The 26,354-nt window shown below is 68.3% G+C and carries 28 protein-coding genes; 10 read left to right on the top strand and 18 right to left on the bottom strand.

Annotated elements, in window-relative coordinates; translation table 11 throughout:
* Window positions 1–133 precede the first annotated feature (133 nt).
* From pstC to pstB, 3 genes are read left to right on the top strand one after another with little or no spacing between them, the layout of a single operon-like run.
* Window positions 134–1,051 carry a phosphate ABC transporter permease subunit PstC gene (gene pstC, locus AJAP_RS39875; RefSeq protein WP_016338002.1) on the top strand — a complete coding sequence of 306 codons (918 nt, stop codon included), beginning with the start codon at window positions 134–136 and terminating at the stop codon, window positions 1,049–1,051.
* Window positions 1,052–1,053: 2 nt separating this feature from the next.
* Window positions 1,054–1,971, top strand: coding sequence for a phosphate ABC transporter permease PstA (gene pstA, locus AJAP_RS39870; protein ID WP_038521321.1), 918 nt, complete (start codon window positions 1,054–1,056; stop codon window positions 1,969–1,971).
* 10 nt (window positions 1,972–1,981) lie between these two features.
* Window positions 1,982–2,758, top strand: coding sequence for a phosphate ABC transporter ATP-binding protein PstB (gene pstB, locus AJAP_RS39865; RefSeq protein WP_016338000.1), 777 nt, complete (start codon window positions 1,982–1,984; stop codon window positions 2,756–2,758).
* 433 nt (window positions 2,759–3,191) lie between these two features.
* Here pstB and phoU read toward each other — a convergent pair whose 3' ends face one another.
* From phoU to AJAP_RS39840, 5 genes are all read right to left on the bottom strand, one after another.
* Entirely contained in the window at window positions 3,192–3,854 is a 663-nt protein-coding gene (gene phoU, locus AJAP_RS39860) for a phosphate signaling complex protein PhoU (protein ID WP_016337999.1), read from the bottom strand.
* Window positions 3,855–3,934: 80 nt separating this feature from the next.
* Window positions 3,935–5,338: an LCP family protein gene (locus tag AJAP_RS39855; RefSeq protein ID WP_038521318.1), complete on the bottom strand. Its 1,404-nt coding sequence runs from the start codon at window positions 5,336–5,338 to the stop codon at window positions 3,935–3,937.
* Between the two features lie 816 nt (window positions 5,339–6,154).
* On the bottom strand, window positions 6,155–6,883 hold the full coding sequence (locus AJAP_RS39850) for a GGDEF domain-containing protein (protein WP_038521315.1): 729 nt from the start codon (window positions 6,881–6,883) through the stop codon (window positions 6,155–6,157).
* Window positions 6,884–6,996: 113 nt separating this feature from the next.
* Complete coding sequence (gene idi / locus AJAP_RS39845) at window positions 6,997–7,560, bottom strand: isopentenyl-diphosphate Delta-isomerase (protein ID WP_038521313.1); 564 nt, start codon at window positions 7,558–7,560, stop codon at window positions 6,997–6,999.
* 58 nt (window positions 7,561–7,618) lie between these two features.
* The gene (locus AJAP_RS39840) at window positions 7,619–8,452 is read right to left on the bottom strand and encodes an alpha/beta fold hydrolase (protein WP_038521310.1); all 834 of its coding nucleotides are present in this window, start codon (window positions 8,450–8,452) and stop codon (window positions 7,619–7,621) included.
* Between the two features lie 122 nt (window positions 8,453–8,574).
* On the opposite strand from AJAP_RS39840, the gene AJAP_RS39835 reads away from it, so the two are divergent.
* A complete protein-coding gene (locus tag AJAP_RS39835; RefSeq protein ID WP_037334795.1) occupies window positions 8,575–8,859 on the top strand; it encodes a hypothetical protein in 285 nt (94 codons plus the stop codon).
* A gap of 46 nt (window positions 8,860–8,905) precedes the next feature.
* On the opposite strand, the gene dusB is transcribed toward AJAP_RS39835, so the two are convergent.
* From dusB to AJAP_RS39815, 4 genes are all read right to left on the bottom strand, one after another.
* Entirely contained in the window at window positions 8,906–10,051 is a 1,146-nt protein-coding gene (gene dusB, locus AJAP_RS39830; protein WP_038521307.1) for a tRNA dihydrouridine synthase DusB, read from the bottom strand.
* Window positions 10,052–10,069: 18 nt separating this feature from the next.
* A complete protein-coding gene (locus AJAP_RS43930; protein WP_143202455.1) occupies window positions 10,070–10,318 on the bottom strand; it encodes a hypothetical protein in 249 nt (82 codons plus the stop codon).
* 336 nt (window positions 10,319–10,654) lie between these two features.
* Window positions 10,655–11,032 (bottom strand): hypothetical protein, encoded by a 378-nt coding sequence (locus tag AJAP_RS39820; RefSeq protein WP_038524785.1) that lies wholly within the window; start codon window positions 11,030–11,032, stop codon window positions 10,655–10,657.
* Window positions 11,029–11,244, bottom strand: coding sequence for a hypothetical protein (locus tag AJAP_RS39815; protein WP_038521304.1), 216 nt, complete (start codon window positions 11,242–11,244; stop codon window positions 11,029–11,031). The genes AJAP_RS39820 and AJAP_RS39815 overlap by 4 nt, the downstream gene beginning before the upstream one ends.
* 237 nt (window positions 11,245–11,481) lie before the next feature.
* On the opposite strand from AJAP_RS39815, the gene AJAP_RS39810 reads away from it, so the two are divergent.
* Together AJAP_RS39810 and AJAP_RS39805 are read left to right on the top strand one after the other, a co-directional pair.
* Window positions 11,482–13,497, top strand: a complete 2,016-nt coding sequence (locus AJAP_RS39810; RefSeq protein ID WP_038521301.1) for a DUF2339 domain-containing protein — start codon at window positions 11,482–11,484, stop codon at window positions 13,495–13,497.
* A gap of 43 nt (window positions 13,498–13,540) precedes the next feature.
* Window positions 13,541–13,942, top strand: coding sequence for a TIGR03667 family PPOX class F420-dependent oxidoreductase (locus tag AJAP_RS39805; RefSeq protein WP_038521298.1), 402 nt, complete (start codon window positions 13,541–13,543; stop codon window positions 13,940–13,942).
* Here the strand turns inward: AJAP_RS39805 and AJAP_RS39800 are convergent.
* On the bottom strand, window positions 13,939–14,490 hold the full coding sequence (locus AJAP_RS39800) for a superoxide dismutase family protein (RefSeq protein WP_038521295.1): 552 nt from the start codon (window positions 14,488–14,490) through the stop codon (window positions 13,939–13,941). The two genes, AJAP_RS39805 and AJAP_RS39800, sit on opposite strands and share 4 nt — an antisense overlap.
* Window positions 14,491–14,573: 83 nt before the next feature.
* Here AJAP_RS39800 and AJAP_RS39795 point away from each other — a divergent pair, with 83 nt between their 5' ends.
* Both AJAP_RS39795 and AJAP_RS39790 read left to right on the top strand, forming a co-directional pair.
* Window positions 14,574–15,536: a DMT family transporter gene (locus tag AJAP_RS39795; RefSeq protein WP_038521291.1), complete on the top strand. Its 963-nt coding sequence runs from the start codon at window positions 14,574–14,576 to the stop codon at window positions 15,534–15,536.
* A complete protein-coding gene (locus AJAP_RS39790; RefSeq protein ID WP_038521290.1) occupies window positions 15,481–15,945 on the top strand; it encodes a DUF6328 family protein in 465 nt (154 codons plus the stop codon). Before AJAP_RS39795 ends, AJAP_RS39790 begins: the two co-directional genes overlap by 56 nt.
* Here the strand turns inward: AJAP_RS39790 and AJAP_RS39785 are convergent, their stop codons facing one another.
* Window positions 15,946–16,485 carry a hypothetical protein gene (locus AJAP_RS39785; RefSeq protein WP_038521288.1) on the bottom strand — a complete coding sequence of 180 codons (540 nt, stop codon included), beginning with the start codon at window positions 16,483–16,485 and terminating at the stop codon, window positions 15,946–15,948.
* Between the two features lie 77 nt (window positions 16,486–16,562).
* On the opposite strand from AJAP_RS39785, the gene AJAP_RS39780 reads away from it, so the two are divergent.
* Both AJAP_RS39780 and helR read left to right on the top strand, forming a co-directional pair.
* Complete coding sequence (locus AJAP_RS39780) at window positions 16,563–18,374, top strand: LamG-like jellyroll fold domain-containing protein (RefSeq protein ID WP_038521285.1); 1,812 nt, start codon at window positions 16,563–16,565, stop codon at window positions 18,372–18,374.
* Window positions 18,375–18,554: 180 nt separating this feature from the next.
* Entirely contained in the window at window positions 18,555–20,759 is a 2,205-nt protein-coding gene (gene helR, locus AJAP_RS39775; protein ID WP_267284121.1) for an RNA polymerase recycling motor ATPase HelR, read from the top strand.
* An 80-nt stretch (window positions 20,760–20,839) separates the two neighbouring features.
* On the opposite strand, the gene AJAP_RS39770 is transcribed toward helR, so the two are convergent.
* The 7 genes from AJAP_RS39770 to AJAP_RS39745 form a co-directional block, all read right to left on the bottom strand.
* A complete protein-coding gene (locus tag AJAP_RS39770; protein WP_037334827.1) occupies window positions 20,840–21,334 on the bottom strand; it encodes an Lrp/AsnC family transcriptional regulator in 495 nt (164 codons plus the stop codon).
* A gap of 168 nt (window positions 21,335–21,502) precedes the next feature.
* Window positions 21,503–22,846 carry a diaminopimelate decarboxylase gene (lysA, locus tag AJAP_RS39765; protein ID WP_038521279.1) on the bottom strand — a complete coding sequence of 448 codons (1,344 nt, stop codon included), beginning with the start codon at window positions 22,844–22,846 and terminating at the stop codon, window positions 21,503–21,505.
* A 141-nt stretch (window positions 22,847–22,987) separates the two neighbouring features.
* Window positions 22,988–23,146 (bottom strand): DUF6307 family protein, encoded by a 159-nt coding sequence (locus tag AJAP_RS44480; protein ID WP_167551730.1) that lies wholly within the window; start codon window positions 23,144–23,146, stop codon window positions 22,988–22,990.
* A gap of 9 nt (window positions 23,147–23,155) precedes the next feature.
* Window positions 23,156–23,335 carry an RGCVC family protein gene (locus tag AJAP_RS39760; protein WP_038521277.1) on the bottom strand — a complete coding sequence of 60 codons (180 nt, stop codon included), beginning with the start codon at window positions 23,333–23,335 and terminating at the stop codon, window positions 23,156–23,158.
* Window positions 23,332–24,357, bottom strand: a complete 1,026-nt coding sequence (locus tag AJAP_RS39755; protein ID WP_038521274.1) for a fatty acid desaturase family protein — start codon at window positions 24,355–24,357, stop codon at window positions 23,332–23,334. Before AJAP_RS39755 ends, AJAP_RS39760 begins: the two co-directional genes overlap by 4 nt.
* 435 nt (window positions 24,358–24,792) lie before the next feature.
* Complete coding sequence (locus tag AJAP_RS39750; protein ID WP_038521271.1) at window positions 24,793–25,710, bottom strand: dihydrodipicolinate synthase family protein; 918 nt, start codon at window positions 25,708–25,710, stop codon at window positions 24,793–24,795.
* A 146-nt stretch (window positions 25,711–25,856) separates the two neighbouring features.
* The gene (locus tag AJAP_RS39745; RefSeq protein WP_038521269.1) at window positions 25,857–26,327 is read right to left on the bottom strand and encodes a heme-degrading domain-containing protein; all 471 of its coding nucleotides are present in this window, start codon (window positions 26,325–26,327) and stop codon (window positions 25,857–25,859) included.
* Window positions 26,328–26,354: the final 27 nt, after the last annotated feature.

The raw sequence follows: 26,354 nt of genomic DNA, 5'->3' as shown, positions 1-26,354 counted from the left end.
AACGCCCACCGGCGACCCCGGTGGGCGTTCTGGCGTCCGCGAGACCTTCACGGAGGACCCGATTTCGGAGCAATCTGCCGCGTCACCGCCCGAGCAGTCCTCGGTGCGCCTCGCGAGCCCCAATTCCAGGACGGTGCGACCCGGTGACCGCATCTTCCAGATCCTGACCACCGGAGCCGGCGTCTTCGTCGTCTCGCTGATCGGCCTGATCGGGCTGTTCCTGCTGGTGCAGGCCATCCCGGCGTTGCAGGCCGACAACGTGAACTTCCTGACCAGCCAGGTCTGGCAGACCACCCCGGACGACATGCGCTTCGGGATCATGGGCCTGCTGCTGGTGACGGTGTACTCGTCCCTGCTGGCGTTGATCATCGCGATGCCGATCTCGCTCGGGATCGCCCTCTTCCTCACCCAGTACGCGCCGAAGCGGCTGGCACGGCCCTTCGCCTACGTGATCGACCTGCTCGCCGCGGTCCCTTCGATCATCTACGGCCTGTGGGGCCTGATGGTCTTCGCGCCGGCGATCGAGCCCTTCTCGCAGTGGGTCAACGACACCTTCTCGTGGATCCCGCTCTTCGCGGCCGGCAACGTCTCGCCGGACCTGCGGGGCACCATCTTCACCGCGGGCATCGTGCTGGCCGTGATGATCCTGCCGATCATCACCTCGCTGTCCCGTGAGGTGTTCGAGCGGACCCCGACCCCGCATATCGAGGGCGCGCTGGCGCTGGGCGCCACCCGCTGGGAGGTCATCCGCACCACGGTGCTCCCGTTCGGCAAGGCGGGCTACATCGGCGCTTCGATGCTCGGCCTCGGCCGCGCGCTCGGCGAGACGATCGCGCTCGCGATCATCCTGACCGGCGCGGTCGGCCGCGAGTTCACCTGGAGCCTCTTCGACGGCGGCGCCACGTTCGCCTCGAAGATCGCGGCGGACTACGCGGAACTCAACAACGAGATCTCGGCGGGCGCGTACATCGCGGCGGGTCTCGTGCTGTTCCTGCTGACGCTCGTCGTCAACTTCATCGCGCGATCCGTCATCGCCAAGAAGGGGGACTGAGCATGTCCACCACGCTCGAGAAGACCCCCGCCACCACCCCCGCCTTCCAGCAGGTCAGCCTGGCGAGGAAGGTCAAGAACGGCTTCGCCACGACGTTGATCTGGCTGTCGTTCCTGATCGCCGTCGTGCCGCTGGTGTGGCTGCTCGCCACCGTGGTCGTCAACGGTGTCAAGCGGATCCCCTACAGCAACTGGTGGACCGAGGACTTCGGCTCCGTGCTGTCGGACGAGGTCGGCGGCGGCGTGCTGCACGCGGTCATCGGCTCGGTGCTGCAGGGCCTGGTCTGCGCGATCATCGCGGTCCCGATCGGCATGCTGGTCGCGATCTACCTGGTCGAATACGGCCGCGGCAAACTCGCGAAGGTCACGACCTTCATGGTGGACATCCTCTCCGGTGTCCCCTCGATCGTCGCGGCGCTGTTCATCTACGCGCTGTGGATCACGACGTTCGGCCTCCCGCGCAGCGGTTTCGCCGTGTCGCTCGCGCTGGTGCTGCTGATGATCCCGGTGGTCGTGCGCTCCTCGGAGGAGATGCTGCGGATCGTCCCGGACGACCTGCGCGAAGCCTCCTACGCGCTGGGCGTGCCGAAGTGGAAGACGATCATGAAGATCGTCCTGCCGACCGCGCTGTCCGGCATCATCGGCGGCATCATGATGGCGCTCGCCAGGGTCATGGGCGAGACCGCGCCGCTGCTGGTCCTCGTGGGGTACTCCGCCTACGTGAACTGGGACATCTTCGGTGGCGAACAGGCCGCACTGCCGCTTCTGATGAACAACGAACGGGTCAGCAACCCGTTCGACGAAGGTACCGTCGCGTTCGACAGGATCTGGGGAGCGGCGCTCACCCTGGTACTGATCATCGCGATCGTGAACCTCCTCGCCATGCTCTTTGCCCGTCTTGTCGCCCCGAAGAAGAAGTGAGCTGTTTGAGATGGCCAAACGAATCGACGTCAAAGACGTGGACATCTACTACGGCAAATTCCACGCCGTGGACGGCGTCACCCTCTCGGTGCCGCCGCGGAACGTCACCGCGTTCATCGGCCCGTCGGGCTGCGGCAAGTCGACGGTGCTGCGCACGCTGAACCGCATGCACGAGGTCATCCCCGGCGCCCGCGTCGAGGGCGAGGTGCTGCTGGACGGCGAGGACATCTACGGCGCCGGTGTCGACCCGGTGCAGGTCCGCCGCACCATCGGCATGGTGTTCCAGCGCCCCAACCCGTTCCCGACGATGTCCATCCGCGACAACGTCGTGGCCGGCCTGCGCCTGGGCGGCACCAAGGGCAAGAAGGAGCTCGACGACGTCGCCGAGCGGGCCCTGCGCGGCGCGAACCTGTGGAACGAGGTCAAGGACCGGCTGAACAAGCCGGGCGGCGGCCTCTCCGGTGGTCAGCAGCAGCGGCTCTGCATCGCGCGGGCGATCGCCGTGCGGCCCGACGTGCTGCTGATGGACGAGCCGTGCTCCGCGCTCGACCCGATCTCGACGCTGGCCATCGAGGACCTGATCGGTGAGCTCAAGAAGGAGTACACGATCGTCATCGTGACGCACAACATGCAGCAGGCGGCGCGGGTCTCGGACCAGACCGCGTTCTTCAACCTGGCGGGCGTCGGCCAGCCGGGGCGCCTGGTGGAGCTGAACGACACGGAGAAGATCTTCTCGAACCCGGACGAGAAGGCGACCGAGGACTACATCTCGGGCCGGTTCGGCTGATCTTTGTCGCGCGTGAAGGCCCCCTTCCCTCGGCTGAGCCGAGGGAAGGGGGCCTTCACGCGCTTGGGGGTCGAGTGGACGTTGCGAAAGCCACTTTCGCAACGTTGAAGGTTGCGAAAGTGGCTTTCGCAACACCTTCCCCCGCAGCGCGATGGCGGGCGGCGGGACGTCACGCGTGACTGGACGGACGACACGCGTGACGGAGTGGACGACACACGTGTCCAGAGGGACGGCTCGCCGCGTAGCTCGGCCTCAGCCGTGTCGTCCCTCGGATCACGTGTGTCGTCCACCAGCTCACACGTGTCGTCCGTTCCGTCACGCGAAACGACCGATGTCGGTCCGGCGCCAGCATGACGAAGGGGCCCTTCACCGCGTTAGATGCGGTGAAGGGCCCCTTCGCTACGTCTCATGCGGGGAAAGTCCCATTCAGCCCTTAAAGCTCGTCGGGTCCGTAACCAGGCATCTTGCCGGTCACCACGAAGATCATCCGGCGCGCGACCGAGACGGCGTGGTCGGCGAAGCGCTCGTAGAAGCGGCCCAGCAGGGTGACGTCCACGGCCGCGGCGACGCCGTGGTCCCAGTTCCGGTCCATGATGACCGTGAACAGATGCTTGTGGATCTCGTCGACCTCGTCGTCGTCCGACTCGATCGTGCGGGCGGCCTCGACGTCCTTGGACTTGATGACCTGCTCGACCTGACGGGCCAGGCTCACGCCGACCTCGCCCATCTTGGCGAAGTCCGCCTTCACCTCTTCGGGCAGTACGGGGTCCGGGTGACGGCGGCGCGCGGCCTTGGCCACGTGCAGCGCCAGATCGCCCATCCGCTCCAGGCTTTCCGCCGCGTGGATCGCGGCGAGCACGGTCCGGAGGTCGGTCGCGACGGGTGCCTGCAGGGCCAGCAGCGCGTACGCCTGCTCCTCGCATTCGGCGCGCGCGTCGTCGACCTTCGCGTCGTCGCTGATGACCTGCTCGGCGAGCCCGAGATCGACCTCGAGCAACGCCCGGGTCGCCCGCTCCATCGCATCGGCGACCTGGAGGGACATGCTCGCTAGGTTCTCGGCGAGCTGTTCGAGTTCGACATGGTAAGCCTCACGCATGGCCCAACCCTACGGGGAACAGAGGCCAAAAGCCGCATCCCAGAGTGAACCTGACATGAACCCGGACTAACGAATGATCCTCAGCCTGAGCTGCTGCTCTTCTTGGCGCCGCCCGACTTGGCGGAGCTGGTCGGGGGCGAGGCCGTGTCGCTCGCGGGAGGCGCCGGGGCCTTCTCTTCCAGCGGCGTGTTGTTGATCAACGCGTCGAAGACGGCCTTCGCCTTGCTCTGCAGCAACACCTCGTTGCCGCGTTTGTTCGCCTCTTCGGTGGTGGGCACGGTGAGGAACTTGACCTTGTCCGAGCCCATCCCGCGCATCGACTTCGCCAGCGTCATCATCTGCTTGATGCCGAGGTTCTCACCGAAGGTGGCCTTGGCGAACGCGTCGATGAAGCCGCTGAGCTTGCCGGTGTCCAGGATGACGTCCTTCGACATCACCGTCTTCAGCAGCGCGCCGAGGAAGGCCTGCTGCCGTTTGATCCGGCCGTAGTCCGACGTCGGGTCGCCCTTGACGTGCCGCGCCCGGACGTAGTTCAGCGCCTGATCGCCGGAGATCCGCACCTCGCCCGCCTGCGGGATGATCATGCCCAGCGTGGTGTCGTCGACCGGCTTCTCGTTGTACACGGTGACGCCCTGCACGGCGTCGACCATGGATTTGAAGCCGTTGAAGTCGATCCCGACGAAGTGGTTCATCTTCATGCCGGTGATCTGCTGGATGACCTTCGTGACGCACTGCGGGCCGCCGACCGCGTAGGCGGTGTTCAGCTTCGCGATCTTCTGCGCCGGCGAGGTCTGGTCCGAGTACGACGACGTCGCCGGGTCCCAGCGCTTGCATTCGGGGCGGCTGATCTCGAGGTCGCGCGGGAAGGACACCATGACGACGCGCTGCCGGTCGGCGGGGACGTGCGCGATCATCACCGTGTCCGAGCGGGCACCCGGGGTGCCCTCGGCGTCGCCGACACCGTCTTCGGCGGCCGCGCCGTCACGGGTGTCGGAGCCGACCATCAGGAAGTTCTCGTCGCCGGTCTGGCCGGCGGCGTCCTGGATGTCGGCCGAGTCCTCGTCGAGCGAGGCGACGTTGTTGAACTTCGCGTCGAACCAGGTCTGCGCGCCCCAAGCCGAACCGATGGAGAGGAACACGAGCGCGGCGACCACGGCGGCGGCGATCCGGCCCGCCTTGGCCGTCTGCCTGGTCTTGCGTTCCTTCTTCTCCTGCAGCCGGGTCTGCGGCGCGGACTCCTCGGCGGCCGCGGCAGGCTCGGGATCGGTGGTCGTGACCACCCGCTGCAAGGCCGTGCGGGTCTGCTCCAGCAGCGCGGCGGGGCGCAGGGCGAGCCGCTCGCGGCGCTCACGCTTCTTGGCCTCTTCGGCCTCGAGTTCGTCGTGCGCGGCGGAGAACCGGGCGAGCGTGTGGTCGATCTTGCGTTTGGTGATCGTCGCGTCGTCGATCGCCTCGAGCTCGTCGGTCATCGTGAGCCGGTCCATCTCGGACCGCGGCGGGACACCCGGCGACTGTGGGGCGGGCGCCTGCTGCACCGGCCGTTGCACCGGACGGCGAGGACGACGCGGGGGCGGCGGTACCGCGGGTTGCTGCTGCGCGCCCGGGCCGACCACGGGCGGGCGGCGCTGCGTCGGCGCTTCGGGGCTGGGCGCGGCCTGCGTGGCGCGGCGCGGCTGGCGCGCTCGAGGCGGACGCTGGGTCTCGTCGGGCTGCGGGCCACGCGGCGGCATCTGGGCACGCGGGGCGGCGGGTTTGGCCGCGCGGGGAGGGGGTGCCGGGCTCTCGGCGGGCGCGGCGGGCCGAGGACGGCGAGGTGCGGGCGGCTCCGTCCGGGCGGCTCGCGCACCGGGTCTCGGAGGCTCCGGCGACGGCTCGCTCTGCCGGAGACGACGCGGAGCGGGCGCCTCGGCGGAGGGGTCGAAGATCGGGCGTTCACCGGTATGACGTGCGACGACGTCGGAAACGCTGATCCCGCCGTGGGTGTCCATCGAGCGGCGTCGGGCCCGGCGGCCGCGCTCACCGGCATTCCTGTCGGTGTTGCTGTGGCGACCGGTCCCCGGGGTGTGGTGCTCGTCGGGCACTCGGTCTCCTTTCAGGCCTGGCGTCGAAGCTCTTTCGTTATCGTACGGACACCTCAGGTTCGTGACGACAACCATCCCGGAATTTTCTTCACCCAAGGTACCGAGAAGCGCCGAACGGTCCATGCGATCGGGTGAGCGGTCGTGGTTAAAGCTGCGTTAAAAGGTGCGAAACCGCTACGCAGAGTGCGACGGTTGACTGTGTGAGTGGCGGCGAGTGGGCTAAGCGCCCGCGGACTCCGCCGTGTTCATCGGATGCGGAATCGTGCGCGACGATTCCCTATCCTGATAGGCCACTTTGTTTCGTCCCGCCCGTTTCGCCATATACAACAAAGTGTCGGCACTGCGCAACTGCCGTTCCGGTTCGGCCGCGAGATCCGGCTCCATCCGGCTTTCGTGCGCGAGCCCCACGCTGATCGTCACCGACAGGCCCGGGCGGATGCGGCGCCACGGATGGCGGGCCACCCGGATACGGGCGGTGTCGGCGATGCGCACGGCGCGGGCGGCGTCGACGTCCGGGATGACGAGCGCGAACTCCTCGCCGCCGTAGCGGGCGCAGAACGCCTCCGGCGGAAGTCCCTGTTGCAGCAGGTCGGCCACCTCGCGGAGCACCCGATCACCCACCAGATGCCCGAAAGTGTCGTTGACGTCCTTGAACAGGTCGAGGTCGACCAGCGCGATCGCGACGCCCGGCGGGCCGCGGTGGTCGACGGCCGGGCCGTGCAGCCACTGGTCGAGGTAGCGGCGGTTGTAACTGGACGTCAGTGTGTCCCGCAGGCTGCCGGCCCTGGCGAGGTCGAAGGCGGATTTGAGGTGGTGATACGCGCGCCGCCAGTCGCCCTGCGTGGCCAATACCCCGGCGATCGACTCGTGGAGACTGAGCAGATCGGTGGTCGGCGCGCCCGGTGGGAGCGCGGCCTCGTCGTCGGCTGCCACGCTCACCTCCGCCACGAATTGGTTTTCGTCGTATAGGAGGGATCTCTTGAGGTATGAGTACGGGCCAAAGTGAATATCGCTCAAGAGGACGACGGTTCGGCGCCATTGTCACGCACCGAAGTGTCTTTTCATAAGGACGAAAACGGCTCGGTGTCCTTGAGCTGCGAAAACTGATCCTTCGCCCAGTAACTCACGTCAGTCACATCGTCATTCAGCAACAGTGCGTAATCGTTCCAGCTCAGCCAGCGCCACTCGCCGACCTCGTCGGGATGCGGTTCCGGATCGTCGTCGACCCAGGCGACGAAGACCGGGCAGAACTCGTTCTCGACCACGCCTTCGAACGGCGGAGTGGAATAACGGTAGGCCGGAAGGACGCACCGGAGCCCGTTCAGCCGCGGCAGCCCGAGCTCGAAGGCGGCGCGGCGCCGGACGGCCTCCTCGATCGGTTCACCCGGCGCGGGGTGCCCGCAGACACTGTTGGTCCACACACGAGGCCACACCTTCTTGGTGGCGGCGCGGCTGGTGATCAGCAGGGACTGGTCGCTCCCGCGCAACAGATAGCAGGAGAACGCCAGGTGCAGCCGGGTGTGCTCGTGGTGCGCGGCCAGCTTGGGCGCGGTTTCGCCGGTCGGCTCGCCGTCCTCGGTGACGTAGACGATGCGTTCGGTGTCCACTTCGGTCATGTTGTTCATCGGACCCACTGAACCAGCAGGCTCGCTGTAACCGGTACCGCGACCAGAGTTACCCCTGTTAGTGGGATGAAAGGTGCTCCACGAGCAAAGATGTGACGGCCTCGGGAGCCTCCTCCACGACCCAGTGAGAGACGTCCTCGATCATCTCGAAGCGGTACGGGCCGGTGACCCGGTTCGCGGTGTCGAGCGCGGCCGTCGAACCGAAGGCGGCGTCCTCGGTGCTCCAGATGTAGAGCGTCGGAACCTCGATCGGCCCGATCTTCCCGCCGGGACGGCCGGCGCGGTACCAGTTGAGCGCGGCGGTCAGCGCGCCCGGCTCGGACAGACGCTGGATGTACTCGTCGATCTTGCTCGGCGGCACTTTCCAGTCGAACATGCGGCGCAGCGCGTCGGCGTTGTTCTCGAGCATCCGCCGTTCGGTGACGCGGGTCTGCCGCCATTCGGTCATGTACGCCGAACGGAGATGCTGGTCCTCGTCGGTCTTCATGGCCTCCGCCAGTGCTGCCGGATGCGGCGTCGAAATCACGGCGAGACTGCGGAGCCTGGCGGGATGCGCGTCGGCCGTCCACCACGCGACCGCGCCGCCCCAGTCGTGTCCGACGAGATCGAATTCGTTCCACCCCAAGCGATCCGCGATCGCGATGACGTCACCGACGAGGTCGTCGATCCCGTACTCGGAGGCCTGTTCCGGCCGGACGTCCGGCGAGTATCCGCGCTGATCCGGGGCGACCGCGCGATAACCGAGCACGCCGAGCGTCGCGACCTGGTGCTCCCACTCCACCGCGGCCTCGGGAAACCCGTGCAGCAGCAGGACGGGACGGCCGTCTTCGGGGCCCGCCGTGATGGCGTCGAAGGAACCGGCCGCGGTGGGGATGCTCAGCTGCTCGATCACGACGCCGACTTTACGGGTCTCCGGTTTCCGGCAAGCGGCAAGGGATTGACGACGAGTGTTCGTTGATCGTCTAATGAGCGCGCTGCCGATCTTCGGCCGCACTGGGGAAACTGGGGTATCACATGTCGAACAGTTGGAGGCGCCGGCTCGCCGTCGGCGCCGCTTCCGTCGCGCTCGCGGGCGGAATCGGTGTCACCGCGGCGAATGTCGCGGTCGCGCAGGAGGCACCGGTTTCGGTGCTCGGGGTCTGTGACGGCAACCCGGGGTGTCATCTCGGGCCGTACCCGACCTACGAGGCGTGTCTCATCGAGCAGAGCAACATGGCCCGGTATTACACGATCACCATGCGGTGCTTCGAGGTCGACCACGACCAGTGGAAGTTCGCCTACAAGACCAGGGGAACCTGAGTCGTGAACGAAACGCTCCCGCCGCCCGGCGGGAGCGTTTTTCGTTTCAGCCGCCCGAGTGCATGTCCTCGGCTTCGGGGACGCAGTCGTCGTCCGGGTCGTCGAGCCAGCCGTGCGGCAGCGTGACCTTGCCGGGCGAACCCTGCCGCCCGCGCGGACCGGTGGCCGCCGTGGGGAACGGCGCGTCGTGGTCGAGCTTGGCGATCAGGTCGTCGAGCTGGTCCATGCTGGAGAGCATCGCGAAACCGCGTCGCAGCTCCGAACCGACCGGGAAACCCATGAAGTACCAAGCCATGTGCTTGCGGATGTCGCGCATGGCCTTGTCGTGGCCGTCGTGCTCGACGAGCAGTTCCGTGTGGCGGCGCAGCACCTTCGCGACCTCGCCGAGATTCGGCGGCGTCGGCTGCGGGCGACCGCCGAAGGCGGCCTCCAGTTCACCGAACAGCCACGGCCTGCCCAAGCAGCCGCGGCCGACGACGACGCCGTCGCAGCCGGTCTCGTCGACCATGCGAAGCGCGTCCTCGGCGGAGAAGATGTCGCCGTTGCCGAGCACCGGGATGCTGGTGACGGCCTCCTTGAGCGCCGCGATCTTCGTCCAGTCGGCCTGGCCGGAGTAACGCTGCGCGGCGGTGCGCGCGTGCAGGCTGACCGCCGCCGCGCCCTCCGCCTCGGCGATGCGCCCGGCGTCGAGGTAGGTCAGGTGGTCGTCGTCGATGCCCACCCGGAACTTGACCGTGAACGGCACCCCCGCCTCGGCCGCGGCCTTCGCCGACTCGCGCACGATGTCGGCGAACAGCTTGCGCTTGAACGGCAACGCCGCGCCGCCGCCCTTGCGCGTCACCTTTGCCACCGGGCAGCCGAAGTTGCTGTCGATGTGGTCGGCGAGCCCCTCACCGGTGATGATGCGGACGGCCTCGGCCATGGTCTTCGGGTCGACCCCGTAAAGCTGCATGGACCTGGGCTTTTCGTTCTCGCCGAAGGTCATCATGTGCATGGTGCCGGGATGCCGTTCGACCACCGCGCGGGCGGTGATCATCTCGCAGACGTAGATGCCGGCGCCGTACTCCTGGCACAGCTGCCGGAACGCGACGTTGGTGATACCCGCCATGGGAGCGAGCACGACCGGCGGATCGACCTCGTAGGGGCCGATCTTCAGGCTGGGCTTGCTCAAGGTGGCTGTCACGTCCTCCATTGTCGCCTGTGGTGTCTGTCACTCGCAGGTGGGCCGGGCTCCGCCGCCGATTTCCTCGCCGCGCGGGGAGGTCACCCACCATTTGATCGTGCCGTCGGTGTAGGTCCCGTCGATGTAGGTCATGCGACCGGCGGTGATCACGCCTGTGTGCTTCGGGGATCTCAATTCGATCCGCAGGTTGTACATGCGGTACTTCTCGGTCTCGATGACTTCGTCTTCGTCTCTCCATACGGTCAGTTCGGGGAAGTGAAGGTTCTCGAAGCGCACCGACCGGACGCCTTCGAAGAGAAGTTCGACAGGATCGGCCTGCGGCCTGAACCCGGACCGGAGGATCAACTGTGAGTGCCCTGCGCCGTATCGCCACAGTTGGAAGGTGCGCGACGTGCTGAGGAGCGTTTCGCCGGGGTTCATCCACCCAGTATGGAGAAACTTCCGGCGCCCGGGTCTGACGTTTGCTCCCTGCGGTGACCGTGTGGATTTTGGGACGTCAGATGTCCCAAAATCCACACAGTGCTCCGTGACATCGTCGCCGGGCGTGAGTGATCCGTGCGCGACCATCGGCAGATCAGCGGCACGCCGCGTGGCGTAGGGGACGGCGTCCTGTCAGGACGACTTCGCCAACTGGCTGACTCGCTGGAAGGACATGCCGAGCACTTCACCCGCTTCGCGTTGTGAAACGCCAAGAGCAAGCAGTTCTTGAACCGCCGCACGGTGTTCTGCGGCCGCTTCGGCCTGTTTGCGCTGAGCCTCTTCGCGCAGGACCTCGGCGCGGGCTTGATGGTCCTTCACCGAACTCGGCAGGTGTACTTCGAGATGTAGGTCGTACTCGTCCTCCTTGACGCCGTCCATGATCTCGATGAGCTCGTTGGCCATCGTCACGACGTCCTTGTAGCGGAGAGCCTGGGTCGAGCGGTCGATCTCGCGGACACGGATGAGCCAGAACCTGCCATCGCGAGTGACTTCGGCGTGATAGGTCTTCACTTCTTCCACCATCCTTTCCCGAGGACACCCTCGCATTCCTTGAAGATGTCGACGGCGAAGATCTCGCCCAGTTCGGTATGGCGCGGAATGGGCACCACCACACCGTTCAAGGAGTAGATGGTGTGGTTGGCGCCTTCCCGTTCCAGGATCCACGTCGCGCGTTGCCGCCTGGCGGCGACGGCGATCCTCTTGATGACCTCTCGTCTTCTCACAGCGTATGTCTAGGGAGGGGTAGACGCAAGTGTCAAGGCCGGGGTAGACATCTCCCGAGATGGGATGGAAAAGGACATTTCGTTGCGGTCGCGCATCGCGGCTGATCCACGGACCGGTACATCGACCTCTTGCGGGCACTCCGGGTGTGGGCCGGATCGCGATGATCTTGCAGGTCGCGACCACATCGTCATCACGATTGAGTAGTGCTACGGATCCCTCGGCGGGCGTCAGGCCGCATGCTGATCGCCATGACCACCGATGGGGATGTGCTCCTCAGGCTCGCCGGGGAGATCGACGACCTTGGGGCCCGCCTCGCGCGGGTCGGCACCGAGCTGCGGACCGTCCGGTCCGAGGCTGAGCCGAAGCCCGAAGAGGCGCCTGAGCAGGCGGAGAAGCCCGCCGAGCAGCAGGAAGAGCAGGCCACGGCACCGCAGGCCGAGCAGACAGAGCAGCCGCAGCAGGCTGACCAGCCGCAGCAGCCGCAGGCCGAACAGCCGCAACAGCCCCAGGTGCCGCATCAGGGCCAGCCGCAGCAGCCCCACGTGCCCCAGCAGCCGTACCCGCGCTACTTCACCCACCCGCAGCACCCTCAGTACCAGGCCCAGTACCACCAGCAGCATCAGCAGGCCCAGTACGCGCAGTGGCAGCACCAATGGCAGCAGCAATACCGTCAGCAGTACCAGCAGCCGCAGCAGCCCTACCGCCCCTACCAGCCCGCCCCGAAGGTGTCACTCGCCGAGAAGCTGGGCAAGGAGGGCGCCGGCAGCAGGCTGCTGGCCTGGATCGGCGGCGCGGTCACGTTGCTCGGCATCGTGCTGTTCCTCGTGCTCGCGATCCAGCGTGGCTGGTTCGGCCCGGTGCCGCGGGTGATCGGCGGCGCCGTGCTCGGCGCGGCGCTGGTCGGGATCGGCCTCCGCCTTCACCGCACGCCGGCGGGCCGCACGGGTGCGTTCGCGCTCGCCGCGACCGGGATCGGCGCGCTGTACCTCGACGCCATCGCCGCGACGACGATGTACGAGTACCTCCCGGCCTACGCCGGTCTAGCGATCGGGCTCGTGATCGCGGTCTGCGGGTTGCTGCTGGCCGTGCGGTGGGAGTCGTCGCTGCTCGCGACGGCCGTCGTGCTCGGCTGCGTGATCTGCGCGCCCATCATCACGCAGGGGTTCACCCCGCAGCTGGTCGCGTTCCTTCTTGTCGTCCAGATCGCTTCGACGCCGGTGCAGCTGCGCCAGTCCTGGCCGTCGGTCGCGGTCGCGGCCGGGATCCCGCCGCTGCTCGCCTCGGTCTGCAGCACGGCCTTCGTCGGCTTCGGCGGCAGCACGGCCAACACCGCCGCCGCGCTGGCCGCGGGCGGCACCGCTCTCGCGCTGGCCTTGATCGTCACCCTCAAGCGGCCGGGAGACGCCGCCGGGCTCGCCCTGCTCGCCGTCGCCCCCGCCCCGTCGTTGCTCGCCGCGCTGTTCCTGCCGAAGACCCAGGCCGTGCTCGTCACCGCCTCGGTCGCGCTGGTGCTGCTCGCGGTGTGGGCCGTCGGGCAGTGGCTCGACGGTTGGACGGGTGAGCTCGCGGGCGCCGCCGGGCTCGTCGCGGCCCTGCAGACGACGATGACGCTCTTCGACGGCAGTGCCCGTTCGGGGATCCTCATCGGCGAAGCGGTTCTGCTGGCCCTGGTCGCGCTGTGGACGAAGAAGCACGTCGCGCTCTTCGGAGGCCTCGGCTTCGCCGTCATCGGAGGCATGATCGCGCTGGTCCTCGACGTCCCGCCGACGCTGTTCTTCCTGGTCCGCAACCGTCCGGACGCCGACCTCGCCGCCGCGTTCCTGGTGGCCCTGGCGATCTTGGCCGCCTCGATCACGCTTCCGTGGGTCTCACACCGCCTGGGGCTGTTCAAGGCCGCGGCCGAGAACGTGGTGCCGTGGCTCCTCGCCGGGGTCTGCGGGCTCTACGGCGCGGGCGCGCTGGTGTTGTGCGGCGCGCTCCTGTCCGTTCCCGGCCGGTCGGGTTTCCTCGTCGGCCACGTGGTGATCACGGTGTCGTGGACGGTCGCCGCGCTGGTCCTGCTCATCCGCGGCATCTCGGCGGTCAACCTGCGGGTGATCGGGTTCGTGCTGGTCGGCGCCGCGGTGCTGAAGCTGGTCCTGTTCGACCTCTCCGCGCTCGACGGTCTGGCCAGGGTCGCCGCGTTCCTCATCGCCGGTCTGGTGCTGCTCGGCGCGGGGACGCGGTACGCGAAGCTCGTCGCGTCTCGCTGAGCGGACGTGGAAGAAAAGCCGCGGGATCGTGGTTGGTCGGTTCATGACCTACCAACCCGATCCGCGGCTCGCCGAGCGGGCGAAGGAGAACGTCGCCTGGCTGACCACGATCAGCCCGAAGGGACGCCCTTCGCCCCGCCCGGTGTGGTTCGTGCTCGACGGTGACGATTTCATCGTCTTCAGCCAGCCGGACACGGCGAAGACCCGCCACATCGAAGCCAACTCCGAGGTCAGCCTCCACTTCAACAGCGACGAGCACGGGGGCTCGATCCTGGTGATCGGCGGCAAGGCCGAGATCCTGCCGGACGGTCTCGCGTCGGAGCAGCCGGGCTTCCTCGCCAAGTACGAGAAGCACTACCCGGCGATCGACTACGACGTCCCGAAGTTCGACCGGGAGTACAGCGTCCGGATCAGGATCCGGCCCGAACGTACCTGGGGTTTTTAGAAACCGACCGTCACACAGGCCAGCCGGGCCCCCGCGGTCCCGGCGTGGCCCGGGTCGGTGTGCGTATGCGTTTCGTGGATCACGATCGAGTTCGCGCGCCGGTCGGTGAACGTCCAGTCCACTTTGGACACGGCGACGCCGCGGCCGGTGGCGTCGGAGGTGAGGTCGAGCCAGATCTCGTTGCGGGGGTTGGCATAGGCCGGGTCCACCGACGGCTTCACCGGGTCTTCGACGTTCTGGTAGTGCGGGCCGGCGAGATCACCGGTGGCGCCGCACGGCTTCGTGTGCGCGTGGGCGCCGTATTCGCGGTTGGGCAGCAGGCCGGTCACGAGGACCGCGGTCGACGTGCCATGGGCCTTGGACGTCAACCCGAAGACGTGCGCGCGGGCACCGGGTGGCACCAGGTCGGGCTTGTAGATGGTCAAGCCGCTCTTGGCGGTGATCACGTGGACCCGGGAGCCGGGGACGGCGGTGGCCGGCCCGGCGCCGGCGGTCAGGGCCAAGGCGGCCGCGGACAGGACGAGGGCGAGTGCGGGGACGGGGCGCATGCCCCTTGCCTAGTCGGCACGAATCGGACACGCCAGAGCGGTCACTCCGTCGGGCGATCATTCTCAAACTATGGGCAGGAAAAGTGAGTAGCAACCCTCCGGATCGCACCTGGCTGGTCGCGGTCGCCGCCGCGCTTTGGGGTACCGACGGGCTTCTTCGGCTTCCGCTGGCCGAGGCGCTTCCGGCGGCCACGGTGGTCTTCTGGGAGCACCTGCTGGTGGTGCTCGTGCTGAGTCCCTTCATTCCCGGCGCTTTCCGCGCGCTGCGCCGGACCGGGCCGCGGGAATGGCTGGCGGTGCTCGCCATCGGCGGCGGATCCTCCGCGCTCGCGACCGCGATGTTCACCGCGGCCTTCAAACTGGGCGACCCGGTGACGCCGCTGGTCCTGCAGAAGCTCCAGCCGGTGTTCGCCGTGCTGGCGGCGTATTTCGTCCTCCGTGAGCGGGTCCGCCCCGGTTACGCCTTCTTCGCGATCCCGGCGCTGCTCGGCGCCTGGCTGCTGGCGTTCAAGGATCCGCTGAACATCCAGCTCGCCGCGGCCAAGGCGGCGCTGCTGGCGATCGGCGCGGCCGCGTTGTGGGCGGCGGGCACGGTGCTCGGACGGCTGCTCTCCACCGAACTGGCGCCGAAGGAGGTCACCACCCTGCGCTTCACCGTCGGACTCCCGGTCGCGGCGGGCATCGTGGCCTACCAGGGCGGCGAGTTCGCGGTCGGTTGGGACAACGCGCTCGGGCTCGGCCTGCTCGCCTTCGTCCCCGGCCTGCTGGCGCTGAGCCTGTACTACCTGGGCCTGCGGTCGACTCCGGCCGCCAGGGCGACGCTGGCCGAGCTCGCGTTCCCGGTCACCGCGGCCGTGATCGGCGTATTGTGCTTGAACGCCGATTTGTCGGGTACTCAGTGGCTGGGCCTCGCCGTGGTGGTCGTGTCGGTCACGTCGCTCGGCTGGCATGAAAAGGTCAGGCGTCAACCGATGGTCTTGGAGCCGCCGCATGGTCGAGCACACCGGCGAGACGAAGAACGAACGCCTGACCCGCAACGTCAGTGAGCTCCTGCAGGAGCTGCGGGTCGCGCAGGCCGGTGTCCAGATCCTCTTCGGTTTCCTGCTCACGGTGGTGTTCACCGACGAGTTCCACGAGGCGAGCGGGTTCGAGAAGGCCGTCCACCTGACGGCGGTCCTGCTCACGGTCTGTTCGACGGTCCTGCTGACGGCGCCCGCCGCGTGGCACCGGCTGCTGTTCCGCACCGGGAACCGTGAGCGGATCCTCACCGTCGGCAACCGTTCCGTGCTGGCGGGCCTCGCCTGCCTGGCGGCCGCCATCACCACGACCGTCGCGCTCATCGCCAAGGTCGTCTACGGCCCGATCGCGATGACGATCCTCGGCGTGGTGTCGGCGGTGCTGTTCGTCGTCATGTGGTTCGTCGTGCCGAAGAAGATCGACCGCAACGGCGACTGATCACCGCCCGGTGCGCACCGGCGTGCTTTCGGGCAGGCCGAAAGCGGCGGCCGACACGGACTTCGGATCGTCCGGGCTCGCGCCGTCGAGTACCCGGCGGGCGCCGACCCAGGAGAACATCTCCTTGACCGAACGTGAGTAGCCGGCGCCGTCCTCCGCGAACTTCCGGTCGAGCACGCGGAACCCGCCGGGGGTCCGTTCCACGCGGTAGACCATCGCCTGCCGCCGGAATCCGCTGCGCGTGACGAGCCCGCCGCCCTCTTTCGCGACCTCGTCGCAGCTCGCGACCAGGCCGATCTTGACCCGGTCGCCGTCCGGCCTGGTCTCGATCACCTTCTGCGTGCACACCCAGCGGACGTCCGGGTCGTCGGAGTGGGCGGCCGCCGTCGTCCACGCGCGCAGATGCTCGTCGATCGGCGGCAGCGCCTCCCGGGCGACGGCGTCGTCCACCGTCGGCATCTCGTCCACGATCCACCAGCCTGCCGCGGCCACCACCACACCGACCCCGGCGAGCACGGGCCAGCGTTTGACGTTCCCCATGGGACGAAGCTACCGAGCGGGGCAAGTGTTCATCCGCGGTTCGGGACGCGTTGCCTCCGCGACCGTAGGTTGCGGCCGTGAACGACTCATCCAGACGGACCTTCCTGCGCGGCGCGGGCCTGCTCGGCGCCGGTGCGGCGGTCTCCGCGTTACCCGCGCTCGGTGCCCCCGCCGCCTCGGCGGCCTTCGGTCGCGGCCCGGACACCGAAGACGGCCGCTTCACCCTCGCGGTCCTGCCCGACACCCAGTACCTCTTCGACGCCGATCGCGGCGACCCCGCGCCGTTGGACGCCACGCTGCGGTACGTCACCGGCGGCGACGAGAACATCGTCTTCCTGGCGCATCTCGGCGACCTCACCGAGAACGGGCAGCCGGGCGAGTTCGACCAGATCAGCCGGTCCTTCCAGCACCTGGACCGGCGCCGGTTCCCGTACAGCACGCTGGCAGGCAACCACGACATCAAATCCTCGACCGACGACCAGCGCGGCCGCACGCCGTACCTCGACGCCTTCGGGCCGCAGCGGCAGCGCGGTTCGCGGACCTTCCGCGGCGCGAGCCCGGACGGCTACAACAGCCACCACGTGTTCCGTGCCGGTGGGCGTGAGTGGCTGCTGCTCGCGCTCGACTGGCGGCCGTCGGCGGGCGGGCTGGAGTGGGCGCGGTCGGTGCTGGCGCGGAATCCGCGGCTTCCGGCGATCCTGACCATCCATGAATTGGTATGGGCCGACGAGGCCGGGCAGGCGCGGCTTTCCGAGTTCGGGCAGAAGGTGTGGGACGAACTGGTCGCCGGGAACGACCAGATCTTCCTGACGCTCAACGGGCACTACTGGCCGCCGGGCCGCACGGTGAAGCAGAACAAGGCGGGCCACGACGTCCATCTGCACATCACCAACTACCAGGACCGGTACTACGGCGGCAGCGCGATGATCCGGCTCTACCGGTTCGACCTCGCGCGCAACGTGATCGACGTCCGCACGGTCTCGCCGTGGCTCGCCGACCAGGCGCCGCGGCTGAACGAACTGCAGCGGCAGGAGATCGAACGCACCGGTCCGGCGGACTACTTCAGCCTGGAGATCGACTTCGAGTCGAGGTTCGCCGGTTTCGCGCCGGTCCCGGTCCCGCCCGCGCGGCCGGCGGAACGCCAGCTGATCCGCGGGACCGTGGCGTACTGGCGGTTCGAGGGCCGTGACGGCGCGCCTGTCGACAGAGTCCGTGACCTTTCGGGCCGGGGCAACGACCTGGTCCGCGTGACCCTGCCCGGGAGCGCGCCCGAGGCGTTGCGGTTCTCCGGCGAGTTCTCCACGCGGCAGCCGTCGAGGTCGAGTCTCCGGTTCGACGGCGGCAAGAAACCGGCTCGCGGCGGGTATCTGCGCACGGCGGACTCCGCGCCGATGAACGCGGAGACGTTCGCCCGCGGCTACACCGTCGAGGCGTTCGTGAAACTGCCCGAGGATTTCAAGGACGGCAAGCACTCCTGGGCCGCGATCTTCGGCAGGCAAGGCTCGGGCGGCAAGGCGGGCAAGACCGGCGACGATCCCGGCGAGCCGTCGGCCACACTGTCCCTTTCGGACGGTGCCGCGTTCCAGTGGGCGGTGTTCCCGGTGAACCAGAACGGGATCTCCACCTGCTGGGGGCACGAACTGGCGTTGCGGGAATGGATCCACGTCGCGGCCGTCAACGACGGCAGGCGGACGACGCTCTACGTCGACGGTTGCCCGGTGCTGAGGAACCCGAAGACGCCGGCGGCGGGGATCGCGAACCCCGGCGGCTCGTGGCTGATCGGCGCCTACGCCTATGACTCGATCGTCGAGCAGGCGTTCCACGGCTGGCTCGGCGACGTGCGCGTGGTGGGCAGGGCGCTGGACCCCCGTGAGTTCATGCTCGGCTGAGTTTCGCGCGGATCGTGCGCGGTAATGGTGGACGACCGTCCCCATTATCGCGCACGGTCGTTTCCGGGGGAATGCGGGGGGTCTCTTGACAAGCGGGGGACAATAAAAAATCGGCGCCTGATTCAGATTCACTGATCAGTACGCCGAATGTGTTGTCAGTCTAACCGCTGTGAGGGGAACTTGTCAAATCAGGGGTACGACGAGGAATTGCGATCCGAGCGGCAGTACGTGGCGTCGCTCTACGGGCGGCTGGACACCGAACGCGTGCGCGTGAGCGAGGCGTATGCCGGTGCACTGCGCGGAGAAGGCTTCGCGCTGTCCGACCGCGAGGTGTCCGTCGGTGCGAAGGCTCGCGAGATGGCCAGGCTGAAGGTCGCCGACGAGGGTCTTTGTTTCGGCCGTTTGGACGCCCTTTCGGGAGAACGTTCGTACGTCGGCCGGATCGGCCTTTTCGACGAAGAGAACGACTACGAACCCTTGGTGCTGGATTGGCGTGCGCCGGCGTCGCGCGCGTTTTACTGCGCGACCGGCGCGTCGCCGGAAGGAATGGCGAGGCGCCGTCAATTCCGCACCCTCGGGCGCGAGGTCCTCGACTTCACCGACGAGGTCTTCGGCCGTCCGGGAACGGCGGGGGAACGGGGTGACGTCGCGCTGCTGGCCGCGGTCAACGCGCCACGCGGCGAGGGGATGCGGGACATTGTCGCGACGATCCAAGCCGAGCAGGACGAGATCATCCGGCTCGATCACCCGGGGGTCGTCGTCGTGGAAGGCGGTCCCGGCACCGGCAAGACGGCGGTGGCGCTGCATCGCGTGGCGTACCTGCTGTACACGAAACGGGAGCGCATGGAACGCCGCGGCGTGCTCGTGGTCGGGCCCAGCAGCGGCTTCCTCGACCACATCGGCCGGGTCCTGCCGTCGCTCGGCGAGACCAGCGCCGTCTTCGCGACACCCGGCGACCTCGTCGCCGGTCTGCGCGCCGAACGTGAGGACCCGCCGGCGGTCCAGCGGATCAAGGGTTCGCTGGCGATCCTGGACGTGCTCGCGGCCGCGGTGGCGGACCGGCAGGAACTGCCCGCCGAACCGGAGTCGATCGAGCTCGACGACGTCACCGTGCCGTTGGACGCCGGGATCGCGGCCGCCGCGCGCGAGGTGGCCAGGGAGAGCGGCCTGCTGCACAACGAGGCCAAGGCCGTCTTCGAACGCACGGTGATCGCCGCGCTCGCCGTGCGCGCGGTCGACCGGATCGGCGCGGGCTGGCTCCCGGAGGACGATCGGCACACCCGTCCGGAGATGCTCGAGCACGCCCGCCGGGACCTGGAAGCGAGCGAGGAGCTCGGCGCGGTGCTCGATCGGCTCTGGCCGTCGCTGACGCCGCAGCGGCTGCTCGCCGACCTCTACGCGTCGCCGGAGCGGTTGCAGGCCGCCGGGGCCGATCCGGCGCTGTTCCGTGAGGACGCGGACGCGTGGACGGTGTCCGACGTGCCGTTGCTGGACGAAGCCGTCGAACTGCTCGGCCGGGACCGCACCGCCGAGCGCCGGGCGGAGGAACGGCGGCGGCTGGCGCGCAAGGAATACGCCGAGCGGGTGCTGGAAATCGTGGAGGTCGAAGACGACCACGACGACTACGAGTTCGCACTGCGGCCGACGGACGTGCTGATGGCGGAGGAACTGGCGGACCGGTTCGCCGAACGCGACGAGCGGGATCTCGCGGAACGCGCCGCCGCCGACCGGGAATGGACCTATGGGCACGTGGTCGTCGACGAGGCACAGGAACTGTCCGAAATGGACTGGCGAGTCCTGATGCGGCGCTGTCCCAGCCGGTCTTTCACCGTCGTCGGGGATCTGGCGCAGCGCCGGTCGCCGTCCGGCGCGCGGTCGTGGGACGCGATGCTGTCCCGGTACGTCGCCGATCGATGGGTGTACCGGAAACTGACCGTCAACTACCGGACGCCGTCGGAGATCATGGCGGTGGCGGCGTCATTGCTGGCGAGTTTCGCGCCGGATGTCGTGCCGCCGGAATCGGTGCGCTCGTGCGGAATTCGCCCGTGGGCGCGTCGACTGTCCGAAGTGGACATCGAGGACGCCGTCGCCGAGTTCGTCCGCGAAGAGGCGGGACGAGAGGGGACGTCGGTCGTCATCGGGCCGCCGGGAGTGCCCGGCGCGATCGCGCCGTCCGCGACGAAGGGGCTGGAGTACGACGCCGTCCTGGTGGTCGAGCCGGAGCGGATCCTCGCGGAAGGCCCGAGCGGCGAGGCGGAGCTGTACGTCGCGCTGACGCGGGCGACGCAGCGGCTCGGGGTCCTGTACAGCGGGGTGCTGCCGAAAGTCCTCCGCGGTCTTGATTCCGGGCGGCGGACTCCCGACGCTTACCTGCACTGCGTCTGACCCCTCCCGCGAGTGCCATGAAAGGTCCCTTCCTTGCGAAATTTGCGAGGAAGGGACCTTTCATGGCGCGGGGCGTGCTGTCATCGGGTCAGGTTGCCCCAGGCATATGTCTGTTTTGCGAGTTTCAAGTAGACCAAGGTCTCCGTGCTGACGACACCCGGGATGGGCCGGATGTCGTCGTTCAGCACACTCAAGAGGTGTTCGTCGTCCCGGCAGGCGACCTCGGCGAGCAGGTCGTAGCCTCCCGCGGTCAGTACGACGTAGTGGACGTCCGGCATTCCGGAGAGCTGGTCGGAGACCGCCCGCGGATCGCCTTGCACCTTGATCCCGACCATCGCCTGACGGCCGAGCCCGACGTTCGCCGGATCCGTGACCGCGACGATCTGCATCGTCTCGTCCCGCAGCAGCCGCTGGACGCGCTGCCGCACGGCGCCCTCCGACAGCCCGACGGCCTTGGCCAAGGCCGTGAACGAGGCCCGCCCGTCGACTTGCAGTAGAGCGATCAGAGTGCGATCGGTATTGTCCAAACCTCTAGGTGTGCGCTGCTCCATCTGCGCGCGTGGTTCGTCACCCATGCCGTCCCTCCCTTTGTTTCGGCATGCGATTCTTGTCGCGCAGCGTATCGATAAGTGTCCAGAATGCTACCGCCGTTAAGTTGTTTGTCGTGATTCTCTTTCTCGGCGCCTTCGCGCGAAGGATTCTGTCGTGCGATAGGGCGGGTGCCGAGGTTTTCGGATGACGCGTCAGCCGAGGTCGCGTTTCAGCAGGTCTTCCTCGGTTTCGCGGCGGACGAGCAGCGTCGCGGTGCCGCGGGAGACGCCGACCACCGGCGGCCTGCCGACGAGGTTGTAATTCGACGCGAGCGAGTGGTGGTATGCCCCGGTGCACGGGACGGCGAGCAGATCGCCGGGGCGGACGTCGTCGGGGAGCGAGAGCCCGTCGGCGAGGACGTCGCCCGATTCGCAGTGCCGTCCGACCACCGTCATCGGCCGACGGGCGGAACGGCTGCGCCTGCCGATCAGACGCGCGGTGTACGCCGCCCCGTAGAGCGCCGGCCGCGCGTTGTCGCTCATCCCGCCGTCGACGGCGACGAAAGTGCGCGAGCCGCGTTTCACCGCGCAGACCCGGTACACGGTGATCCCGGCCGGACCGACGATCGCGCGGCCGGGTTCGATCGTCAGCTTCGGCAGGGGGAAGCCGTGCGAGGTGCATTCGTACGCGAGCGCGACACGCAGACGGCGCACATAACCGTCGATGTCGAAACCCGTGTCGCCGGGCAGATAGCGCACGGCGTGCCCGCCGCCGAGATCCAGTTCGCGCAGGGTGACACCGTTGCTCTCGCGGAGTGCGACGAGCACCCCGATCATCTTGCGGGCGGCCAGTTCGTAGAAGTCCACCCGTGACACCTGCGAACCGATGTGGCAATGCAGCCCGGCCAGGCGGAGCCCGGGCTGCGCGAGCACGGCGGACACGGCACGCCCGAGGTTGTCGCGGACCTCCTCGCGCAGCGAGAAGCCGAACTTCTGCCCTTCGGTGCCGGTGGTGATCGCCGCGTGCGTGCCGGCGGCGACGTCGGGGGTCACGCGGATCAGCACCTGCTGCGCGCCGGTGGCCAGCGCGCCGAGCTGCTCGATCTCGTCGAGCGAGTCCACCACGATCCGGCGGACGCCGTAGGACAACGCGGCTTTGAGGTCTTCGGGGGTTTTCGCGTTGCCGTGCAGCAGGATCCGCTCGGCGGGGAAGCCGATCGATCGTGCCACCGCGATCTCACCCGCCGAGCAGGTGTCGAGGGAAAGGCCTTCCTCGGCGACCCAGCGCAGGACCGCGCGGGTGCACAGGGCCTTGCTCGCGTACGCCACCTCGGCGTCGGGCAGTGCCTTCCGGTACGCGCGGGCGTTCTGCCGGACCTCGTCCTCGTCGAGCAGGTACGCCGGTGTCCCGAACCTCGCGGCGAGGTGGGACACCGGCGCGCCCGCGAACAGCAGTTCCCCGCCGGGCCCGAGCCGGGTGCTCCGTGGCCAGATCCCGGGTTCGAGGTGGTCGGCGGCCTCGCAGCCGAGGCTGGGCAGGAGCTCGCTGAGCGTCACGGTTACCTCCGCGTCGATCGGTCAGTGCCTCCTCAGCACAACTCCGATCGACCCGGCCCGGCCGCCGCGGCAACGTCTCCCTGACGCTTCGCGAGGCCTCGCTGACGCCTTGTTAACGCGCGAGTAACCCCGGCCACAGGGTCAGCGCACGGGTTCCGGGACGGTGTCGAGCGCCCGCACCATGTGCACGGCCAGCGCGAACGCCGCCTCGTTGTCGAGGTCGGTGTGTTCGTTGACGATCTTCTTCACGGTGTCGACCCGGATCTCGTAGCGGGAGACGGGGACGGTGTCGGCGTTCATGGTGATCCTCTATTCGGTTGTTTCGGGGTTCGTGGCGCAGGTGCAGCCGCGGCTGAACCCTCCTGCCGCGGTCGCGGTGCAGAAGCGGCGGGCGATCGTGTCGTGCGAGGACAGCGGATGCGGGCAGACCGGGCAGCGGTCGTCGGCGGCCGGCTCGGCGACGTCGCCGAGGGACTGGACGGAGGTCATCGTGCCGCCACCGGGTGACCGCGCAACGGCGCCCCGACCGCGTGCAGATGCCGGAGCACGTAGCCGTAGGACGCCGCCCAGCCGCATTGGGCGTAGTCGATGCCGTGCTTCGCGCAGAACTCGCGCACGATCACCTGCGCGTGCTTGAGGTTCGGCCGCGCCATGTTCGGGAACAGGTGGTGCTCGATCTGGTAGTTGAGCCCGCCGAGCGCGAAATCCACGACCGGACCGCCGCGCACGTTGCGCGAGGTGAGCACCTGCTTGCGCAGGAAGTCGAGCTTGTGACCGGCCGACAGCGTCGGCATGCCCTTGTGGTTCGGGGCGAACGAGCAGCCCATGTACACGCCCCAAAGGCACTGGTGCACGGCGATGAAGACGAAGCCGACACCGGGCGAGAGGACCACGAACACCGCGGTCAGGTACGCGGCGACATGGGCCAGCATCAGCGCCGATTCGATCTTCCGCCGCTTGAAGCCGCGCTGGAAGATCGCCGTCACGCTCGAGACGTGCAGGTTCAGGCCTTCCAGCAACAGCAGCGGGAAGAACAGGAACGCCTGGTATTTCGCCATCCAGCGCAGGAAACCACGTCGCTCGGCGCCCTGCGCCTTGGTGAAGACGAGCGCGGCGAGGTTGACGTCCGGATCCTCGTCCTCGTGGTTGGGATTGGCGTGATGGCGGTTGTGCGTGCCGATCCACCAGCCGTAGCTCAGCCCGGTCAGTCCACCGTGGACGAAACCGGTGATGTCGTTGGCCTTGCGGCCACGGAAGATCTGTTTGTGCCCGGCGTCGTGGCCGATGAAGGAGAGCTGGGTGAACATCATCGCGAAGAAGGCGGCGATGAACAGCTGCCACCAGGAGTCCCCGAGATGTGCGAAGGCGACCCAGCCGCCCGCGAAAGCGAGCAGGTTCAAGGCGATCTTCACCGCGTAGTACTTGCGCCGCCGATCGAGGAGGCCTGCTTCCTTGACCAATTTGGACAGTTCGGCGAAGTCGCTGCCCTGCCTCGTCTGTGTGGAGGTCATGGGAGATCACACCGTTCTGGTTCGTGAAGGTGGGCAATCCAGCAACGGGTTTCAAGACACCGAAAGGGTCTGGTTCGGCCGAGAAGAGGCACTGGTACCGCAACACGCCACGGACGCTCCGTGGTCTTCTTCCAGCGTCCCACGACGGCGGAGCGGAAGCAATTCACCAAAGCAGCACGATCTGGCGTACAGTCGAAGACATCGAGGGAAATTTCCCCCGGTTCCGTCCGGTCGCGAGAATCGATCGGAGACAGGAGCACCGGCCAGACATCGTTCTTCGCGCTCATGGTCCCACCGGCTTCGCCGGTGAGCAGCCGCCCGCCGCGCCGCACGGCGCGCCCCGAGGCGCCCATCAGGGCCACGCCGCGATCGTCGATGGCCACGACCTCTGACCTGTCACCGTGTCCGCGCCCGCCCCAGTGGGCGCGGACACGGTCAGAAAACGCCCCAGCCGTCCAGCGCCGAGGAGACCCGCTCTCGCTCCGCGCTGGTCAGCGCGCGGCTCGGCGGCCGGACGTCGGGACGGCACAAACCCAGCTGTGCCAACGCTTCCTTGACCACGCTCACGTTGTTGGCGTTGCCGTCCGCGGCGCGCAGCTCCTCGAAAGGCCGGATCCGCTCCCAAACCACCATCGCCCCGGCGAAGTCGCCGTTTCGCAGCGCATGGAACATCTCCAGCGAAAGCGACGGCGCGACGTTCACCAGCCCGGAGGTGAACCCGGTCGCGCCGACGGCGAAGTAGCCCGGCGCCGACAGCTCCGCCAGCCCGGCGATCCACGCGAAACGGTCGATCCCCGCGCCCCGCGCCACCGAGGCGAAGCGCACCGGATCCGGCACCGCGTACTTCACGCCGATGACGTTCTCCGCGGCATCGGCGAGCCTGGCCAGCTGCTCGCCTTCGATGCGCGCGTCGCGCACGTACAGCACGACGCCCAGCTCCGGGACCGCCGCCGCGATGGCGCGGTGGTACTCGACCCAGCCCTCCGCCGAGACGTACGGATGCACCGGCTGATGGATCATGACCAGGCCGGCGCCCGCGTCCCCGGCGTGCCGGGCCGCGCCGATCGCCGTCCGGACGTCGTGCCCGACCCCGGCGACCACACTCGCCCGCCCCGCCGCGGCCTTGACCGTCACTTCGAGGCAGTGCCGCGCCTCGGTCTCGTCCAGCGCGTAGAACTCGCCGGTGTTCCCGTTCGGCGTCACGACGTCGACGCCGGCGCTGATCACGCGGTCGACGAGGTGCCCGTAGGCCTCGGAATCCACGGCGCCGCCGGCGTCGAACGGGGTCACCGGGATGGCCACGACCCCGGACAGCCGCCGTTTCCGCTCGTCGAACCGTGAGGTCACTGGCATGTCCGATCTGATATATGATGTGACGTCTCACGGTAGCACGACGGGACGCTTGTCCTGAATCTTGGGACGCTTGACTCAAGTGGGTCGTGAGTGGCCCGGATCCACGTGATCGAAGCGGAACTCACGTACGGAGCCGCACGGTCCACTTAGGACGTAGCGGCGAGGAAGATCTCCAGCTGCTCGACGACGAACGCGTGATCGTCGGCCTGCGGTAGGCCCGAGACGCCGACGGTGCCGACCGGACCGACTCCCTCGACGATCACCGGGAACACGCCACCGTGCGCGGCGTACAGATCCGGGTCGAGGCGGGAGCCGGCCTCGAACGTCGTGCCCTTCGCGCGGAACTGTTCGCCGACGAAGAACGAGCTGTGCCCGTAACGGTCGACGACGCGGCTCTTGCGGTCGATCCACGCGTCGTTGTCGGCCGAGGTGCCCGGCAACGCCGCGTGGAACAGCCGTTGCCCGCCGCGGCGCACGGAGACCGTCACCGGGAGGGCGCGGTCCCGCGCCGCCGCGAGCAGGTGGGCGCCCAGCTCCAGCGCGGTCTCGTTGTCGAACCGGCTGAAGACCAGACGCTCCTCCTGTGCGGCCAGGGCGGCCAGGGTGTCATCGCTCATGGCACCCATTAAATCAACACTGTTGTG

The organism is Amycolatopsis japonica, assembly GCF_000732925.1.
In the GTDB taxonomy this organism is placed as follows: Bacteria; Actinomycetota; Actinomycetes; order Mycobacteriales; family Pseudonocardiaceae; genus Amycolatopsis; species Amycolatopsis japonica.
This window is presented reverse-complemented; position numbering and strand designations above follow the sequence as displayed.

What these genes read in the sequence shown, in the direction of transcription:
- AJAP_RS39790 (WP_038521290.1), top strand. Translation starts at nt 15,481, where the DNA reads ATGGTCGAGCACACCGGCGAGACGAAGAACGAACGCCTGACCCGCAAC.
- AJAP_RS39835 (WP_037334795.1), top strand. Translation starts at nt 8,575, where the DNA reads ATGTCGAACAGTTGGAGGCGCCGGCTCGCCGTCGGCGCCGCTTCCGTC.
- AJAP_RS39745 (WP_038521269.1), bottom strand. Translation starts at nt 26,327, where the DNA reads ATGAGCGATGACACCCTGGCCGCCCTGGCCGCACAGGAGGAGCGTCTG.
- AJAP_RS39800 (WP_038521295.1), bottom strand. Translation starts at nt 14,490, where the DNA reads ATGCGCCCCGTCCCCGCACTCGCCCTCGTCCTGTCCGCGGCCGCCTTG.
- AJAP_RS39755 (WP_038521274.1), bottom strand. Translation starts at nt 24,357, where the DNA reads ATGACCTCCACACAGACGAGGCAGGGCAGCGACTTCGCCGAACTGTCC.
- AJAP_RS39810 (WP_038521301.1), top strand. Translation starts at nt 11,482, where the DNA reads ATGCTGATCGCCATGACCACCGATGGGGATGTGCTCCTCAGGCTCGCC.
- pstB (WP_016338000.1), top strand. Translation starts at nt 1,982, where the DNA reads ATGGCCAAACGAATCGACGTCAAAGACGTGGACATCTACTACGGCAAA.
- pstA (WP_038521321.1), top strand. Translation starts at nt 1,054, where the DNA reads ATGTCCACCACGCTCGAGAAGACCCCCGCCACCACCCCCGCCTTCCAG.
- dusB (WP_038521307.1), bottom strand. Translation starts at nt 10,051, where the DNA reads ATGGAGGACGTGACAGCCACCTTGAGCAAGCCCAGCCTGAAGATCGGC.
- AJAP_RS39770 (WP_037334827.1), bottom strand. Translation starts at nt 21,334, where the DNA reads ATGGGTGACGAACCACGCGCGCAGATGGAGCAGCGCACACCTAGAGGT.
- AJAP_RS39760 (WP_038521277.1), bottom strand. Translation starts at nt 23,335, where the DNA reads ATGACCTCCGTCCAGTCCCTCGGCGACGTCGCCGAGCCGGCCGCCGAC.
- AJAP_RS39750 (WP_038521271.1), bottom strand. Translation starts at nt 25,710, where the DNA reads ATGCCAGTGACCTCACGGTTCGACGAGCGGAAACGGCGGCTGTCCGGG.
- AJAP_RS39805 (WP_038521298.1), top strand. Translation starts at nt 13,541, where the DNA reads ATGACCTACCAACCCGATCCGCGGCTCGCCGAGCGGGCGAAGGAGAAC.
- phoU (WP_016337999.1), bottom strand. Translation starts at nt 3,854, where the DNA reads ATGCGTGAGGCTTACCATGTCGAACTCGAACAGCTCGCCGAGAACCTA.
- AJAP_RS39855 (WP_038521318.1), bottom strand. Translation starts at nt 5,338, where the DNA reads ATGGACCGGCTCACGATGACCGACGAGCTCGAGGCGATCGACGACGCG.
- AJAP_RS44480 (WP_167551730.1), bottom strand. Translation starts at nt 23,146, where the DNA reads ATGAACGCCGACACCGTCCCCGTCTCCCGCTACGAGATCCGGGTCGAC.
- AJAP_RS39785 (WP_038521288.1), bottom strand. Translation starts at nt 16,485, where the DNA reads ATGGGGAACGTCAAACGCTGGCCCGTGCTCGCCGGGGTCGGTGTGGTG.
- idi (WP_038521313.1), bottom strand. Translation starts at nt 7,560, where the DNA reads ATGAACAACATGACCGAAGTGGACACCGAACGCATCGTCTACGTCACC.